This is a genomic window from Anabaena sp. AL93 (genome assembly GCF_001672085.1).
Classification (GTDB): Bacteria; Cyanobacteriota; Cyanobacteriia; order Cyanobacteriales; family Nostocaceae; genus Dolichospermum; species Dolichospermum heterosporum.
The window spans coordinates 14993-31173 of sequence record NZ_LJOU01000076.1 but is presented as its reverse complement, the minus strand read 5'-3'; the positions used below and the strand labels follow the sequence as shown (position 1 = coordinate 31173).

15 protein-coding genes are annotated in these 16181 nt (G+C 41.4%); 8 read left to right on the top strand and 7 right to left on the bottom strand.

The features are described 5' to 3' along the window. Positions 1–784: 784 nt before the first annotated feature. The gene (gene petE / locus AN486_RS18835; protein ID WP_168636407.1) at positions 785–1204 is read right to left on the bottom strand and encodes a plastocyanin; all 420 of its coding nucleotides are present in this window, start codon (positions 1202–1204) and stop codon (positions 785–787) included. Between the two features lie 184 nt (positions 1205–1388). Between petE and leuC the strand changes: the two genes are divergently transcribed. The 4 genes from leuC (at position 1389) to AN486_RS18815 (ending at position 5034) form a co-directional block, all read left to right on the top strand. After that, positions 1389–2792, top strand: a complete 1404-nt coding sequence (gene leuC / locus AN486_RS18830) for a 3-isopropylmalate dehydratase large subunit (protein WP_053537980.1) — start codon at positions 1389–1391, stop codon at positions 2790–2792. 99 nt (positions 2793–2891) lie between these two features. Continuing rightward, a complete protein-coding gene (gene leuD / locus AN486_RS18825) occupies positions 2892–3500 on the top strand; it encodes a 3-isopropylmalate dehydratase small subunit (RefSeq protein WP_290602028.1) in 609 nt (202 codons plus the stop codon). 253 nt (positions 3501–3753) lie between these two features. Then, positions 3754–4221 (top strand): EVE domain-containing protein, encoded by a 468-nt coding sequence (locus AN486_RS18820; protein ID WP_235335065.1) that lies wholly within the window; start codon positions 3754–3756, stop codon positions 4219–4221. A 288-nt stretch (positions 4222–4509) separates the two neighbouring features. Beyond that, on the top strand, positions 4510–5034 hold the full coding sequence (locus tag AN486_RS18815) for a Tol biopolymer transporter periplasmic protein (protein WP_290602023.1): 525 nt from the start codon (positions 4510–4512) through the stop codon (positions 5032–5034). Between the two features lie 107 nt (positions 5035–5141). Here AN486_RS18815 and AN486_RS18810 read toward each other — a convergent pair whose 3' ends face one another. Continuing rightward, positions 5142–6137: a succinate dehydrogenase/fumarate reductase iron-sulfur subunit gene (locus AN486_RS18810; protein WP_168467167.1), complete on the bottom strand. Its 996-nt coding sequence runs from the start codon at positions 6135–6137 to the stop codon at positions 5142–5144. A gap of 1258 nt (positions 6138–7395) precedes the next feature. Here AN486_RS18810 and AN486_RS18805 point away from each other — a divergent pair. Both AN486_RS18805 and AN486_RS18800 read left to right on the top strand, forming a co-directional pair. Then, a complete protein-coding gene (locus AN486_RS18805; protein WP_027402704.1) occupies positions 7396–7818 on the top strand; it encodes an AbrB family transcriptional regulator in 423 nt (140 codons plus the stop codon). 197 nt (positions 7819–8015) lie between these two features. After that, positions 8016–8885, top strand: a complete 870-nt coding sequence (locus AN486_RS18800; RefSeq protein ID WP_205748561.1) for a type II CAAX endopeptidase family protein — start codon at positions 8016–8018, stop codon at positions 8883–8885. Between the two features lie 44 nt (positions 8886–8929). Here the strand turns inward: AN486_RS18800 and AN486_RS18795 are convergent, their stop codons facing one another. Next, a complete protein-coding gene (locus AN486_RS18795) occupies positions 8930–9313 on the bottom strand; it encodes a hypothetical protein (protein WP_290602018.1) in 384 nt (127 codons plus the stop codon). A gap of 260 nt (positions 9314–9573) precedes the next feature. On the opposite strand from AN486_RS18795, the gene hslO reads away from it, so the two are divergent. Next, on the top strand, positions 9574–10479 hold the full coding sequence (hslO, locus tag AN486_RS18790; protein ID WP_168636406.1) for an Hsp33 family molecular chaperone HslO: 906 nt from the start codon (positions 9574–9576) through the stop codon (positions 10477–10479). A gap of 151 nt (positions 10480–10630) precedes the next feature. Next, a complete protein-coding gene (locus AN486_RS18785) occupies positions 10631–12706 on the top strand; it encodes a chromosome segregation ATPase (RefSeq protein WP_290602016.1) in 2076 nt (691 codons plus the stop codon). 443 nt (positions 12707–13149) lie between these two features. On the opposite strand, the gene proC is transcribed toward AN486_RS18785, so the two are convergent. The 4 genes from proC to pipX form a co-directional block, all read right to left on the bottom strand. Continuing rightward, on the bottom strand, positions 13150–13965 hold the full coding sequence (proC, locus tag AN486_RS18780) for a pyrroline-5-carboxylate reductase (protein ID WP_168467171.1): 816 nt from the start codon (positions 13963–13965) through the stop codon (positions 13150–13152). 52 nt (positions 13966–14017) lie between these two features. Next, on the bottom strand, positions 14018–14620 hold the full coding sequence (locus AN486_RS18775) for a cell division protein SepF (RefSeq protein ID WP_168636405.1): 603 nt from the start codon (positions 14618–14620) through the stop codon (positions 14018–14020). A gap of 366 nt (positions 14621–14986) precedes the next feature. Further along, on the bottom strand, positions 14987–15655 hold the full coding sequence (locus AN486_RS18770; RefSeq protein ID WP_168636404.1) for a YggS family pyridoxal phosphate-dependent enzyme: 669 nt from the start codon (positions 15653–15655) through the stop codon (positions 14987–14989). After that, positions 15652–15930, bottom strand: coding sequence for a transcriptional coactivator PipX (pipX, locus tag AN486_RS18765; RefSeq protein WP_027402694.1), 279 nt, complete (start codon positions 15928–15930; stop codon positions 15652–15654). Before pipX ends, AN486_RS18770 begins: the two co-directional genes overlap by 4 nt. Positions 15931–16181 lie beyond the last annotated feature (251 nt).

Genomic DNA, 16181 nt, shown 5'->3' with positions numbered 1-16181 from the left:
AACTCCATATAAGTATCTGTTACCATGTTCTCATTTTTCTGTTGATTTAAAACGTTTTTTTAGTTTTTTATAGTCATTGAGGATAAAGCTTTCAATGATTCTGGACTAGGTTTTCCATTACAATCACCTCAGAATCAAAATTTCGTACTTAGTCGTTTTATTGACTATATATCTGCTTTAATAGTAATTATTCCTATTTAGCCTCAATAAATTTTAATCACCCCTCACAGGTATTAGTTCTTATGTACTAAATATATCGGTTTTCTTGGGGTGTGACACTTGGGGGTGCGGAATGTGGGCTAGAAGGCTCTGCCTTCAATGATATTAGAGGCAGAGCCTCATCAATTGCATTCCTAGTCAGAGACTAGGAACTAGATGTGGTAGGGATTTGAGCTTAAGTTGACACATATCAGCTTTTGCTTTACCCCTACTACACGTCTGGGTTCTTTGTCATTTGGCAAAAGTTTAAATCTCACCCGTGTTTAGTATATTAAGTAGGGCTTGCTAAATAAAGCTAAAACCATTTATTAATAAGGGTTTCGCGGATTGTTATCACAAAAAAGTGCAAGGTTTTGGCTGATGGTGTCTCAAAATCGGTGCATTTTCCTGGGTCGGATTTGGAAAATTGAGGATATCCAGATAGTTGAAACTGTTCCCAGTTAAGAGTTCCCTGTTCCCTACCCTCACAGACAACTTATTCAGCAAACCCTAAGTAAGCTTTTTGATTTACTGATAGCTACTGTACCATCCCTGTACATTAACAAGGATGGTTCGTGGCTATATATTAACCTTCAACAGTGACTTGACCAACCATGCCAGCACCACGGTGAGGTTCACAGTAGAATGTGTATGTACCAGGAGCAGCATCAACAGGAATAACTGTGGTTTCGGTTTGTCCAGGACTCATTAATAACTTCTTGTGGGACAAAGACTTTGCTAACTCAGCATCTGCGGTAGGATTCTTCTTAGGATCAAAGACAACGTTGTGGGGGGGAACTTTGTTGTTCTTCCAAACAATTGTGTCACCAGCTTTAACAGTCAATTTCTTGGGTTCAAAGGCTAACAGACCTTTATCACTGCCCAGTTTAACTGTATATGTTTCCGCAGATGCAGTAGGAGTGAATACCGCAAAGCTACCAAAAATTACAATAACTGTTAATACAGCTAGGCTCAAGCGTCGCAAAGTTGCTGCGATAGATTTCATGGTTCTGTCCTGTGGAAGTATGTTTATTGTTCTCATTTCATTTTAAATACAATCAATGCCAAATATGACAACCCGTCATATATTTTTTTTGTTAACCACTATCAGCAGCTAGATTTCTAAAATTCCATTGCCACCAAATTTCTGATACAATCGGAAGTCCGACTCCTTTAATGTAGATTGATGTATGAGCAAGGGTACACTATTTGACAAAGTTTGGGACTTACACACCGTTGGTACATTACCATCAGGATTAACACAACTATTTATTGGACTACATCTTATTCATGAAGTTACCAGTCCCCAAGCCTTTGCAATGCTCAAGGAGCGGGATTTAAAAGTATTATTTCCACAACGGACAATAGCCACAGTTGATCATATCGTTCCCACAGAAAACCAAGCTCGTCCCTTTATGGATAGCATGGCCGAAGAAATGATTCAGGCATTAGAAAAGAGTTGTCAAGAAAATGGCATAACTTTTTACAATATTGGTTCAGGAAATCAAGGAATAGTTCACGTCATTGCCCCTGAATTGGGACTAACACAACCAGGAATGACCATCGCTTGTGGAGATAGCCACACATCAAGTCATGGTGCATTTGGAGCGATCGCCTTTGGTATCGGTACAAGCCAAGTTAGAGACGTTCTCGCCTCTCAAACCCTATCATTATCAAAACTCAAAGTCCGCAAAATCGAAGTTAACGGCAACCTCAAACCCGGAGTTTACGCCAAAGACGTAATATTGCACATCATCCGCACACTAGGCGTAAAAGGTGGCGTAGGCTACGCTTACGAATTTGCTGGTACAACCTTTACCCAGATGAACATGGAAGAACGGATGACCGTTTGTAACATGGCCATAGAAGGTGGGGCGCGATGCGGATACGTCAACCCCGATCAAATCACCTACGATTATCTACAAAATAGAGACTTTGCTCCCCAAGGTGCAGACTGGGAAAAAGCTATTGCTTGGTGGGAATCCCTCAGTAGTCATGCTGATGCAGAATACGATGATATCGTAGTATTTAATGCCGAAGATATTCCCCCCACAGTCACATGGGGAATTACACCCGGTCAGGGAATTGGCGTAGATGAAAAAGTCCCCACAGCCGCAGAACTCCTAGAAGAAGACCGCTTCATCGCCGAAGAAGCATATCGCTACATGGACTTATATCCCGGTCAACCCATCCAAGGCACAAAAATAGATGTCTGCTTCATTGGTAGCTGCACCAACGGACGCATCAGCGACCTGAGAGAAGCCGCCAAAATTGCCCAAGGTCGCCAAGTTGCAAAAGGTATAAAAGCCTTCGTAGTTCCTGGTTCAGAAAGAGTCAAAAAAGAAGCCGAAGCCGAAGGACTAGATAAAATCTTCCAAGCAGCCGGTTTTGAATGGAGAGAACCAGGATGTTCCATGTGTTTAGCTATGAACCCCGACAAACTCCAAGGCAGACAAATCAGCGCCTCCTCCTCCAACCGCAATTTCAAAGGCAGACAAGGATCATCCTCCGGTCGCACCTTATTAATGAGTCCTGCAATGGTAGCCACAGCCGCCATCAAAGGCGAAATCGCCGACGTGCGTGAACTACTGTAGGTGACAGTGAACAGGTGACAGGTGACAGAAAAGAGTTTTTTCAATTACCAATTACCAATTACCAATTACCAATTACCAATTACCAATTACCAATTACCAATGGTCAGTGAAGTAAAACAAATATCCGGTAACGCCGTTCCCCTCATTGGTAACGACATAGACACCGATCGCATTATCCCCGCTCGCTACTTAAAAGCCATCACCTTTGACGACTTAGGATCAGGCGTATTTGTGGACGACAGAAAAGCCTTAAACGGTGAACATCCATTTGATCTACCCCAATATCAAGGTGCAAAAATTCTCATAGTTAACCGCAACTTTGGCTGTGGTTCATCACGAGAACACGCACCCCAAGCCCTGGCAAAATGGGGAATTAAAGCCCTGATTGGTGAAAGCTTTGCGGAAATCTTCTTTGGTAACTGCGTAGCAATGGGGATACCATGCGTAACTGCTGATGAGAAAGTAGTCAAACATCTACAAGAATTAGTTACTACCAATCCTCAAGCAGTTAAAACCATAGATTTGGAAAAATTGCAAGTGCAACTTGGTGATTTTACTGCCTCAGTTATGATTAGTGAAGGCACAAGAAGCACTTTTATTAGCGGAACTTGGGACGCTTGCGGACAGTTAGTAGCAAATGCCCAACAGGTAAAAGCAACAGCAGCAAAACTACCTTATATTGCTTGGGGTAATTTAGCAGCAAGTTAGTATATATAGAGGCGTTCTCTGTAACGTCTCTACAATTATGGAATTAATTATTAAGTAGGAGAACACAATAAAACCAAACTGTGTAAAGAAACGTAAAATCGCCCAAACCCTCTTCACTCTTGCCTCTTGCCTTTTGCCTTTTGCCTTGTTAGATATCCATAATTCCCACACATCTATCTCATCTTCACTCTTGCCTCTTGCCTCTTGCCTTTTGCCTTGCCATAACGACAATTTTCAACGCCAACCTACTTAAATGAATACAATTAATTATTGGTTAATGAAGTCAGAACCAGCAGTTTATAGTATTACAAACTTACAACAGCAAGGTGAGACGATTTGGGACGGTATACGTAATTATCAAGCCCGGAATTTCTTGAAGCAAATGCAAATAGGAGATTTAGCATTTTTCTATCACTCCAACACTGAACCACCCGGTATCTTTGGTTTAATGCGGATAGTTGAAACAGGTATTGCAGACCCAACACAATTTGATATAAATAGTAAATATTATGATGCCAAATCAACTCTTGAATCCCCCCGTTGGCAAACTGTAAAAGTGGAATTTGTCGAAATTTTTAATCATCCTCTTTCACTATCAACACTCAAGGCTGAGTTTAATGATGATGAATTATTAGTAGTGAAAAAAGGCAATCGTCTATCAGTAACTCCGGTAATAGAACCAGTCGCCAGTAGAATTTTAGAAATGGGCAAAGATAAGTAGGGCTTGCTGAGTAAAGCTAGAACCGCCTCTCAGTAAGGGTCTCACTGATTTTGAGAACAAAAAAGTGCAAGGTTAAGTAATTGGACAAAAATATTTAAGTAGGTGAACACAATAAAACCAAACTGTGTAAAGAAATGTAAAATCGCCTAAACCCTCTTCACTCTTGCCTCTTCACTCTTGCCTCTTGCCTCTTGCCTCTTGCCTCTTCACTCTTGCCTCTTGCCTTTTGCCTCTTGCCTTTTGCCTTGCCATAACGACAATTTTCAACGCCAACCTACTTAACATCCTATGAATTATAAATTATCAATAATTTTAGTTTTATGCTCAACTCTGTTAACTGGGTGTTTTGGCTACCCGCGTTTACTCACTTACCCATTTGATTCCGGGGGAAGGAGTTTAAATAGCTTCTCGTCCGAATTAAATCCGCAAATTTCTGGAAGATATATTGTATTCACAAGCGATCGCCGAGGCAGTCAAGATGTATATATGTTTGATACATTGACTCGTAATTTAGTAGATCTACCCGGCTTAAATTCCTTTGATACAATTGCTTCCCATCCTGCGGCTTCTGACAATGGCAAATTTATTGTCTTTGCTGCTAGTCGTCAAGGACGAACACAAATTGTTTTTTATGATCGAGATGTGCGTCAATCACGGAATTTAGCAGGTGATGTGCAAGGAGAAGTCCGCAGTCCAACAATTAGTGCTGATGGTAGTAGAATCGCCTTTGAGTATAGTAATAATGGACAATGGGATATTTTGGTTTACGACCGATTTGGGCGAAAATTGAACATTCCCCAAGAGCCAAGTTAATCAAGGAGGTAGGGGCGCAGGGCCTGCGCCCATTCAGAAGTCAGGAGTCAGAAAGAAGAATTAAGAAATAAGTAGCGCAAGAAAGGGAAATATTCTTTTGCAACTGACTAATCACTATTTTGTACAGATTCGATGAGCGATCGCACTTCCTGAGTTCCTGGGGACGGTTCAAAAGAAAGAGGAAATTTACCCTTAACTAGCATTCTCAAGCCCAAAGGTGCAAGACTGAGTAAACCTTGCAAATCGCGGAAATAATTACCAACCACTTGAACCCCAAATTGGCGTTCATCAATCCAACCACCTTGTTTAACTAAATCCACTAAAACCTTACGATGACGAATTGCCCGACTGTCATCAGCTTGTTTACGCTCCAGAATTTCCTGTTTAATTTTCGTAATTTGTTCTAATGGGGCAACTTCCATCGGACAAACCGAATCACAATAAAGACAACGAGTACAACCCCAAACCCCTTGAGTTCCTGTGCTATAGGTTTCTAATCTTTGTTCTGTATTACTATCGCGGGAATCTGCCACCATGCGATATGCCTTAGCCAAAGCATGGGGACCAACAAAATCAGGATTAACTTCCAGAGCATTACATTCAGAATAACAAGCTCCACACATAATACAATTGCCCGTTTGATCAAGAAGCGATCGCTCTTGAGGCGTTTGCAAGAACTCTCTTTCAGGAACTTGTCTAGCTGCGGTACTCACATAGGGAGCAACCGTCTCCAAATTATGCCAAAAACCATTCATATCCACAACCAAATCTTTAATTACAGGCATATTCCCCAAAGGTGCAACTGTAATTTCTGGAGTAGTTTGAGGCTGATTTGCAGATGATGATATTTTCTCCAGTCTAGCCAGTTCACTCCCCACATTCTCCTTACAAGCCAAAGCAGAACGCCCATTAATCCGCACAGCACAACTACCACAAATTGTATTGCGGCAATTTTTGCGAAATGCTAAACTTCCATCTTGTTCCCACTTAATCTGATTGAGACAATCCAGGATAGTATTACCTGGTTCTACCTCCAAAACGTAAGACTTGAAAACAGGGTGAGAATTTTCTTCTTGTCGAGTAATCTTAAAAATAACTTCCATGATGATCAATCCAAATCTTGGGTGCAAATCTTCTGTCTTACCTTACCTACCTCAAAAATCATGAAACTAGGGAAGGATGAAGTATGAGGCGTAAAGTATAAAAATAGATTTTCTCTTCCGCTTGAGTTGACGGCAGCCTTCACCCTTGATCCTTTACACTTAATACTTCTTTCGTCAAGCCCTAGCTATAAAAATTCTACATCCTTACATATATATAAATGTTAAAGCCAGGGAAAATCTCAGAAGAGTGGCTATCAAATATCCCGGAGATATGGTAAATTTATTCTTCCCATAGACAGACGTAGATAATCTAATCGCAGCTTTGAATCTGATAATGATTAACAGCAGGGATTTTTCACCCCGCCTTTTGTTTATAGTCCCAGATAGCTCCTGGAGTGAAGCCATAGAAACTCTAGAATTTAACTGACTCACTCATAGAAAGCACGTCTAAATTAGATTAACTTTTATAAAAGTCCTGGTATCATCCTCCCGACAGTATCAAGCTTGAGGAAAATCTCGCCTGGATTTTAGCGGCTCAACTCCAGGGATCTAGATCAAAATTTAGTTGTAATATGAATTTTAAATTCAAAAAATATTTTGCTATTATTATTTCATGCTAGTATTTAATAGAAAATTACGAACTAACAAAATCAGAATAGCCGCATAAGCACGGCTAACACTTCTTTTGTTTCTTCGTAATGTAGAGACTAGAAAATTCACGTCTCTACTGGCAAAATAAAAGGGTGTATGTCCATCAGACCACACATAAATCCTATGCTGTCTTTATTCCTATAACTCAAAGGCAAGAGAAAAGCAGCGCTGAATGTGAAAAACCTGTAATTTATTGGCTCTACGCGGCAGTTCCTCCATTTGGGGAAACCCCAAGACCGGACTGCTTTATCTTTTTTGGAGTAGAACTAACCTGACTTGTAAAGGTGGCTTGAAGTTACACCGTTACAACAGTGACCAAAGAGAAAATAATTTAATTTCCGATGGCCAATGATGGTTAAAAAAGCCGTAAAATTACTGAAATAAATGTCTGTGGCAACTATGACTTACAAACCTATTATGGACAACTGTAATAGAGTCTTCTGTTGCTGACATATCAGCAGGAATTCACCCATCACCCTCATGTTTTGTTGACTTCTGAAGTCCAGTTGCGCTGATTGCTCAATACTAGACACACAAGAAAATTCTGAAATGGCTAAGTCCATGCTACGCTATCAATTTGAAGAGATTAAGGAAAATTAAGAGCATAATGACCGAAACTGCAACTGCCCCATTAACCGGAAAAACATTGCTGGCGAAAGTTAAAGAACTTTCCACCTTGCCACGTCGAGAAAGAGCAAAGCAATGTGGTTATTACACCGTTACTAAAAATAGTCAAGTTCGAGTTAACTTAACAGACTTTTATGATGCTTTATTGTCAGCTAGAGGCATTCCCCTCAGCCCAGAAGCACCAAAAGATGGACGTGGACGCGAACCGACATACCGGGTCAGTGTTCATCAAAATGGTCAAATTGTGATTGGTGCAACCTACACCAAAGCAATGAACCTAAAGCCCGGTGACGAATTTGAAATTAGACTCGGTTACAAACATATTCACTTGATTCAGCTTGGTGAAAGTGATAAACAATTAATCCAGTCTGATGATGCTGATGAATCAGATGCAGAAGAATAAATTTTTTCACCTATCAGGGATAAGTTTAAGGTAAATTCTCATGAATTTATCCCTAGAGCTACCGCTAATTAGTAGCTGTGGTTAAATAATTGCAGTGGGATAAGACATAAAAAACGTTTTGACCTCTTCCATGAGTCACAAATTCTAGTAGAGTCTTGATTATTCGTCAAGAAATCTGTTGTTGCAGGAAGTTAGTCATGTTTTTTATGTCTATTCCACTGTCATTTTTAGATTCATCAGTCCATACTTTGCTGGAGTTTCTCAAAGATACGCCAGTATTTTTGGTCATGGCTTTTTTTATTGTTTGGATAGGTTGCTGGTTGCCATTGGTAGCAGTTTTAGCCATTACTTTGAATTGGCAAATACACAAATCTTTACAACCAGAGCAAAAAATTCCTTTATTAGTATCTCTTTATTTATTAGTTCCTCTAATTCTCTGGGGATTTCAAGGGTTGAAATTGGCTTCTTTCCCTGATTATGGATTAGTGGGGAAGGTTTCTATTTTTGGTTCTCTATTACTGGGTTTTAGCTTGGGTGTTTTGGGTCTAGCTATAGTGTTTTTTGGGCAAATTCTCGCCGGTTGGTGCTATTTAGAAAAATCTCAGATCAAGTTAATCCCATCTAGTTTATTGACGATTTCCCTAGTGGCTTTGTTTGTGGGGGGAATAGAGGAACTTGTATTTCGGGGCTTTTTATTCACTCAGTTACAACAAAATTATCCAATTTGGTTAGCTGCAATTATTTCTAGCTTGGTTTTTGCTGTCTTACATTTGGTATGGGAACAAAAAGAAACTCTTCCTCAACTGCCTGGATTATGGCTAATGGGTATGGTCTTAGTATTAGCTAGATTAGCTGATGGCAATAGTTTAGGGATTGCTTGGGGACTTCATGCTGGTTGGGTATGGGCGATCGCTACCATAGATACAGCGGGATTAATTACCTACACAGATCAAGTTCCTACATGGGTGACAGGGATCAATAAAAAACCCCTCGCGGGGTTGACAGGAATTATCTGCCTTTTGGCGACGGGAGGAGTGCTTTTATGGATGTATTTGATTGTTAAGTGATACTTTTCTCACGCAAAGGCGCAAAGGCGCAAAGAATAGAAAAATTACTTGGTTGTGGTTAAGAATTGGCGTAAGCTGACTAAACTCAGGGTTTGTCCTAAGTTTAGGGGTAACATGGATATGCCTTCTAGGCGGGATTGTACCCAGCCTTCACCCCAGTACCATTCGTGAAAGCCGTCAATGCCTCCACTGAGTATTAAGCGCAAACAATTGGGTTTTACTACGTCTACTTGGTGATGAATGGAGACTGGTCCTGCCCAGGTGGTGAACTCAAATCCTGGTGGTAATTCTGTGGGCATTTCTGGGGGAAAACTTTGCCCCAATAGCCATTTTTTTAGTTCGGCAGGATGCAAAATACTGTCATGAATGGCATCGGCTGATGCTGTAACTTCGATACGAATTTGGCTTTGTTGAAATGTACCTAGCATGGTAATTGGTGATTGGTAATTGGTAATTGGTCAGTTACAAAGGAATATTTCCCTTCCTTGCGCCTCTACTTAATTCTTTCTTCTTTCTCACTCCTGATAGCGTTCACGTAGTGTGCCGTATCCCTGCTGGAGCCGGAGGCATCAAGCATAGCGTGGCTTTAGCCATACTCCTGAATGGGCGCAGGCCTTGCGCCCCTACCTCCTGACTCGAAACAATCTAAAATAAAAAAGTCATCTTGTAAAGAATTGTCAGGTTTTTCATGGCAGATCAATTAATTCGTGCGACTGCGGCGGATGGTGGGATTAAAGCTGTAGGTGTGATTAGTACCCGGTTAACAGAAGAGGCTCGACAACGCCATAAACTATCCTATGTGGCAACAGCAGCATTGGGAAGAACTATGGCTGCTGGTTTGTTGATGGCTGCCAGTATGAAACGGTCAGGTTCTAGGGTGAATGTTCGCGTTAAGGGCGATGGTCCTTTAGGTGGTGTATTGGCAGATGCAGGATTAGATGGTACGGTTAGGGGTTATGTCGGTAATCCGTCCGTGGAGTTGCCACCTAATCATAAGGGTAAACTAGATGTTGGTGGGGCAGTAGGTGCAGGCTTTCTATATGTAGTCCGCGATCTCGGTCATGGTTATCCTTACTCTAGTACAGTAGAACTGGTTTCGGGGGAAATAGGTGATGATGTTGCTCACTACTTGGCAAGTTCTGAACAAACTCCTTCGGCTTTAGTTTTGGGTGTATTTGTGGGAGAACAGGGCGTAACGGCAGCGGGAGGAATTTTGATCCAGGTGTTACCCAAAGCTGCTAGGGATGAGGAGCTAGTGGCTACATTAGAATCGCGGATTGAGGCTTTATCTGGGTTTACGCCATTACTGCAAGCAGGTAAAACACTGACGGAAATTTTTAACGATTTGTTAGGAGATATGGGATTGAACATATTTCCTGAAAGTCAGATGTTACGCTTTCATTGTGGCTGCTCTTTTGATCGGGTGCTAGGGGCGCTGAAAATATTGGGAGAAGCGGAACTACAAGACATGATTGTGAAAGATGATGGTGCAGAAGCTACTTGTGACTTTTGCGGTAATATCTATCAAGCAAGTAGTGATGATTTAACTCAGTTAATTGGAGATCTACAAAGAGAATCTTTAATTTCTGATTAATGTCACCAGTCATACTCAACCCAAAAAACAGTAATGTTAGGGATGGGTTTTAAACGGTTTTTTAGATAGGAAAGTGAGGATAGCAAACATAAAATTATCTATATTGATCTATCTACTTTCATATCGCTATTCAATTAGTGTGGTGTGAGCAATGACAGAGCGGGATATTCCAGATAATTGGTCTTCAGACCAAGCGGGAGAACCAATTGGGGTTCAGCCTAACTACATACAAAATAATCAAACTGCTGATACCGCTGCTATTGGTTCTCATTCTCAGTCTATGAAGCAAAAAAAAAAGCAAGATGGCGATGTTTTGGCTATAAATGATAATTCAGAACCTACTTTTAATCTCAATGTTTTAATTGAGAAAATGCCGCGCTGGACTAAAAATTGGGTAGTTTGGGCAGCAGTATTAACTTTAATTCCTGGAAGCATGGGTTTTCTAGCTTTATCCATCCTGTTTAAGTTACCTACTGCTCCTAATTGTCCACAAATTTTTTGGCCTTTAGCTAGTGCGTCAGTAAGGCTACACTGCGCTCAGTTGGCGGCTTCTAAGCAAACTATTAATGATTTGCTCCAAGCAATTACTCTGGTTAAACAATTACCAGAAAATCATCCTTTGCGGGGCGAAATTAATCGTCTTTTAGAGGAATGGTCACGGGATGTTCTCAGGTTGGCGGATGAGAGTTTCCAAGCGGGGAATTTGGAGGAAGCGATCGCTACAGCCCGAAAAATTCCTACTGACGTGAAGGTTAGTGAACTAGTAGAAGAGCAAATTCAAAAGTGGCAAACGATTTGGTCAAAGGCGGAAGGAATTTACCAAGAAGCAGAAAAAGAATTGCGCCAACGACATTGGCAATCAGCTTTTATGCTCACGGCTAGATTGCTACGGGTTAATAATAAATATTGGGCAAGCACTAAATATGATCAATTAAATAACATTATTGTTACGGCGCGAGAAGATGGGGATAAACTTTACAAAGCAGAAAATTTAGCAAATAATCGCAATTTAGATAGTTTACTTAAAGCTATTAAACTGGCTGAAACGATTAAACCAGATAGTTATCTGTATCAAAAAGCCCAAGAGTTAATATCTGGGTTTGCTAGAAAAATGCTCAAATTAGCACAGGCTAAAATGAAAGAGCGAAATGCTGATCAAGCCTTGGAAATTGCCCGACAAATTCCCCCTATTCCTGAATTGCAAGCTGAAGTTGATGATTTTATGGTTTTGGGTGAAGCCCAAAGAAGTGCTTTTATTGGGACTACGGCTGGGTTAGAAACGGCTATTTCTCAAGCTCAACAAATAGATGCTTCTAGGGATATTTATAATGAAGCACAACAATTAATTGCCCGTTGGCAATTAGAAATTCAAGATGTTTCTCGGTTAGAAAAAGCTCGGAATCTCGCTAGTCAAGGCACTGTTAATGATTTAACAGCAGCGATTTCGGAAGTACAATTAATTCCTGGGAATAATCCCCGGGCTACAGAAGCCCGTCAAGAAATTGGTCGTTGGCGTGGCCAGGTGGAGTTTATTGAAGATAGACCATATTTAGATCGGGCGGAACAAATAGCTATTAACGAGGATGTTATCTCATTACAAACAGCGATCGCTGAACTTAATCAAATTCGCTCTGGACGGGCATTATATCCAGAAGCCAAAAAAAAGATTAGGCTATGGACAGCCAAAATTGAGCGCATTCAAGATCAACCGTACTTAGATCAAGCCAGGGCATTAGCCGACAGTGGTAATTTGACAACGGCTATTAGTGAAGCTCAAAAAATCGCCTCTTCAGGACGCGCTTTATCTAGTGAAGCTCAATCCTCTATAGATACTTGGCAAGACCAAATTCGCGCCAAAGAAAGTTGGCAAAAAGCCAAGCAAGTTGCAGTTACTGGCACACCAGAAGCTTTAGTTCAAGCTATTCAGTTGGCAAATCGGGTATCTAGTCGTAACACTTTGCGTTTAGATGTCAATATTGCCATTGACCAATGGAGTCAACAATTGTTGCAAATGGCACGTTCTCAAAGTGAGGTTGATGTTGCCAAAGCCATTGATACAGCTAATTTAATTCCTCGTGGTAGTAGTGCTTATACTGATGCTCAAGAACAAATTAGAACTTGGCAACAATTTATGATTCCCAAATCAGCGCCCAGTCCTTCTGTAGAATCTACACCAGAGGAAACACCAGCAGTTCAAAAAACTCAGCCTTTAACAATCCCTAATTAGGGTTTGCTGAAAAAGTTGTCTGTGAGGGCAGGGAACAGGGAACAGGGAACAGGGAACAGTTTTAACTGTCTGGATATCCTCAATTTTCCAAATCCGACAAAGAAAAATGCACCTATTTTGAGACACCATCAGCCAAAACCTTGCACTTTTTTGTGATAAAAATCCGCGAAACCCTTATTAATAAATGGTTTTAGCTTTATTTAGCAATCCCTAATTAGGGCTTGCGGATAGCAGGAGGTAGGGGCGCAGGGCCTGCGCCCATCCAGCGCAGGGCTTGCGCCCATCCAGCGCAGGGCCTGCGCCCATCCAGAGGTTAGGAGAGGCAAGAATAGTCTCTGTATAGCAAAAGTGATAAGTACTTAAAACTCAAACCTCAGTGCGTCTTTGCGCCTTTGCGTGAGACTAAAATTCATACCCTTAATCAGCAACGCCCCCATCCCCTGTTATCCCTTCCCCAATTCCTGAGCGCGTTCTTTCGAGGCTTTAACAGCTTCGATAACAGCGGAACGAAAACCAGCTTTTTCTAAGGTGCTGACACCGGCAATAGTTGTACCACCGGGACTGGTAACTTGATCTTTGAGTTCGGCGGGGTGAATTTTGGTTTCTTGTACCAGTTTTGCTGTTCCTAAGACCGTTTGTACAGCTAGTTGTTTAGCGATCGCCCTTGGTAAACCCACAGCCACACCCCCATCAGCTAAGGCTTCAATCATCAATGCCACATAAGCCGGTCCACTACCGGATAATCCTGTCACCGCATCCATCAGGCTTTCCGGTACTTCCACTACTTCCCCCACAGCGGTAAAAATCTGCTGTGCTGTTTGTTGGTGATGAGGATGAGTATAAGCACCTAAAGAAATTGCTGTTATTCCTGCACCCACTGTGGCGGGGGTATTCGGCATAGCGCGAATTATGGGAACTTGAGGAAAAGCTGCTTCTAATTGTTTTAAAGTTACCCCCGCTAGTATGGAAATGATCAGGGGTGAATGTTCTGTTGGTAGGATATCTGCTAATTCTTGGGCTACAGCCGTAAATATCTGGGGTTTGATTGCCAACATCACCGCTGTTTTCGCTGCCCCTAACACTAGACTATTATCCGTTGTCACAACTACCCCATATTTCTGTTCTAAATAGCTGCGGCGTTCAGCTTGGGGTTCACTGACGATGATTTCTGAGCCTTGATAAATGCTACTTGTAATAAGGCGGGATAATAGAGCTTCTCCCATTACCCCACCGCCAATTAAGCCAAATTTTATATTCATTTCATTAGTCACTAGTGGTCAATTAATTGTCAGAACTAATGACTAATTTACCTTACTGTGCCATCCGAGTGGGTTCATTTCCCCAAGCGGTCGTTGCTGCTGTAGCTGCGGGACGGGCGGGACGGGCTTGGTTGATAGGTACTTCATGTATCAAACCGCCTTGAGTGCTAACTTGCACGCAACTGGGGGTAAACAAGAAGATACTTTCACCAATTCTTTCTTGATGTCCGTCTAACGCATAAGTACCACCAGCAACAAAGTCAACTGCACGTTGAGCTTGATCAGGGTCCATAATGGTCAAGTTCAATACTACTGATTTGCGCTCCCGGAGGGCTTGAATCGCCTGGGGCATTTCTTCAAACGTGCGAGGTTCGAGGACTAGAACTTCAGAGATTCCATTAATTGCGCCTGGCATACCAATAACGTTACTCATAGGTTTAGATACTGTTGCAGCTACTTCTTCTGTACTGTTAGGTTGATTTTCCCGCCAACGCCGATTTGGAGGAGTAGTTTCCTGTGGGGCTGGTTGGGGATTTTCCTGTTGATAGATATTCTGATAATTATTGGCTGTATCAGCTTCTTCTTCGTAGTATTCGTATTCTACCTGCTCATTCAACCCTACAAAATCCCTGAGTTTAGAAAATATATTGCTCATGTTGTATGCTCCCAGATTAAAATTCCCCTAATTTTCCTGGCTATAAGTTACATTAAAGTTCCTTCTAGGCAGTAGTCGTAACTATAGTAGATGTTTGACGTAGTAATCGTACTACTGATTTTACCCTTTAGTACAAATTCCCAATTATTAACAGATATTGATGTTAACGCCTGCACATTAACGAATCTGTAACATTGAGTTAAAATTGTAGCCTAACGATCATTAAAAATAAAGGGGGGTATGACCACCTTTGCAATTAAGAATTACTTATGAGAGTATTATATTTTTTGACAATTATCAATACTTGGTAGTAAATTCGCAAACGATTGTTAATCATGCCGTCTGGAAGTATGACTACAGCTATGTCTAAGCTCGTTCACCAAACAAGATTGTACCTAATCGTACCATTGTTGCTCCTGCTTGCACTGCCAACTGGTAATCCCCAGACATACCCATTGATAATTGCTGCATGGTAATATTTGGCCAATTTTGTGATTGGATGGTTTGTGCTAATTCATACGTAGTATTAAATACTGTTAAAATTTCTGCATCCGCCAACCCTTGAGGCGGAATTGTCATCAAACCTTGAATTTGTAGATTTTGACATTGGTTAAGCGCTGCTAAGTCCGCCAATAATTCTGGAACCATCCAACCAGATTTATTTGCGTCGGGGAGAATTTTGACTTGTAAGCATACCTTTGGATTCACTCCCAGTTCTGCCGCTAGGATATTTAAGCGTTGTGCCAGTGGCAAGTTATCAACGGAGTGAATCCATGAAAATAGCTCTAAGGCTTTTCTCGCCTTATTGGTTTGGAGATGTCCAATCAAGTGCCAGGTAATATCCGCTAGATCTTGCAATTCGGCTTGTTTACTGGCAGCTTCTTGGATGCGACTTTCAGCAAAATCACGAATTCCTGCGGTGTATGCTTCCCGCATTAATTCAGTAGATACTCTTTTTGTAACAGCAATCAACCTCACTGTAGATGGGAGTGAGGCGTGTATGTGAGCGAAGCGATCGCTAATTAAACTACTCATTGGAATGTGCGCTGAAATACACCTTGAAGTTGCTCGTACTCCTGAGAATTACCACTGCGGCGCAAAGTCCGTAAGCGATTTTCCAGCATCATTCTAGCCTCAGTCCGGCCAATTGGCTGAAATTTCAGGACTTTTAGTTCAGTTGTTACTAGAAAAAATAAGCGTTGGGCGTAGAGTGTGGTAAACAGATCCTGGTTCTCATCAACCATACAGATCCTATAGAGTAAACCCCAAGTTGGATGATTTATGTAAGTTTCTGAGTTTTCTGGATTCATTTCCTATTCAAGGTGGGGAGTATATGTAGCCGAGGACGGGGAACAGGCATTAAAAGTCATGAAGGCAAATCAGTGTGATGATAACTGGATGTTTTCATGCAACTGACAACCGCTATAGCTTGTTCTGCAATTTACTAACATTCAGAGGATAGTATATCCCTTCCGCCAAATTTTTCGTTGACAGTGCGAAACTAACAATCTTCTTGACGGGTTCTTCTGCAAAACAACACCCTTACAAGTCTGTGATGTTG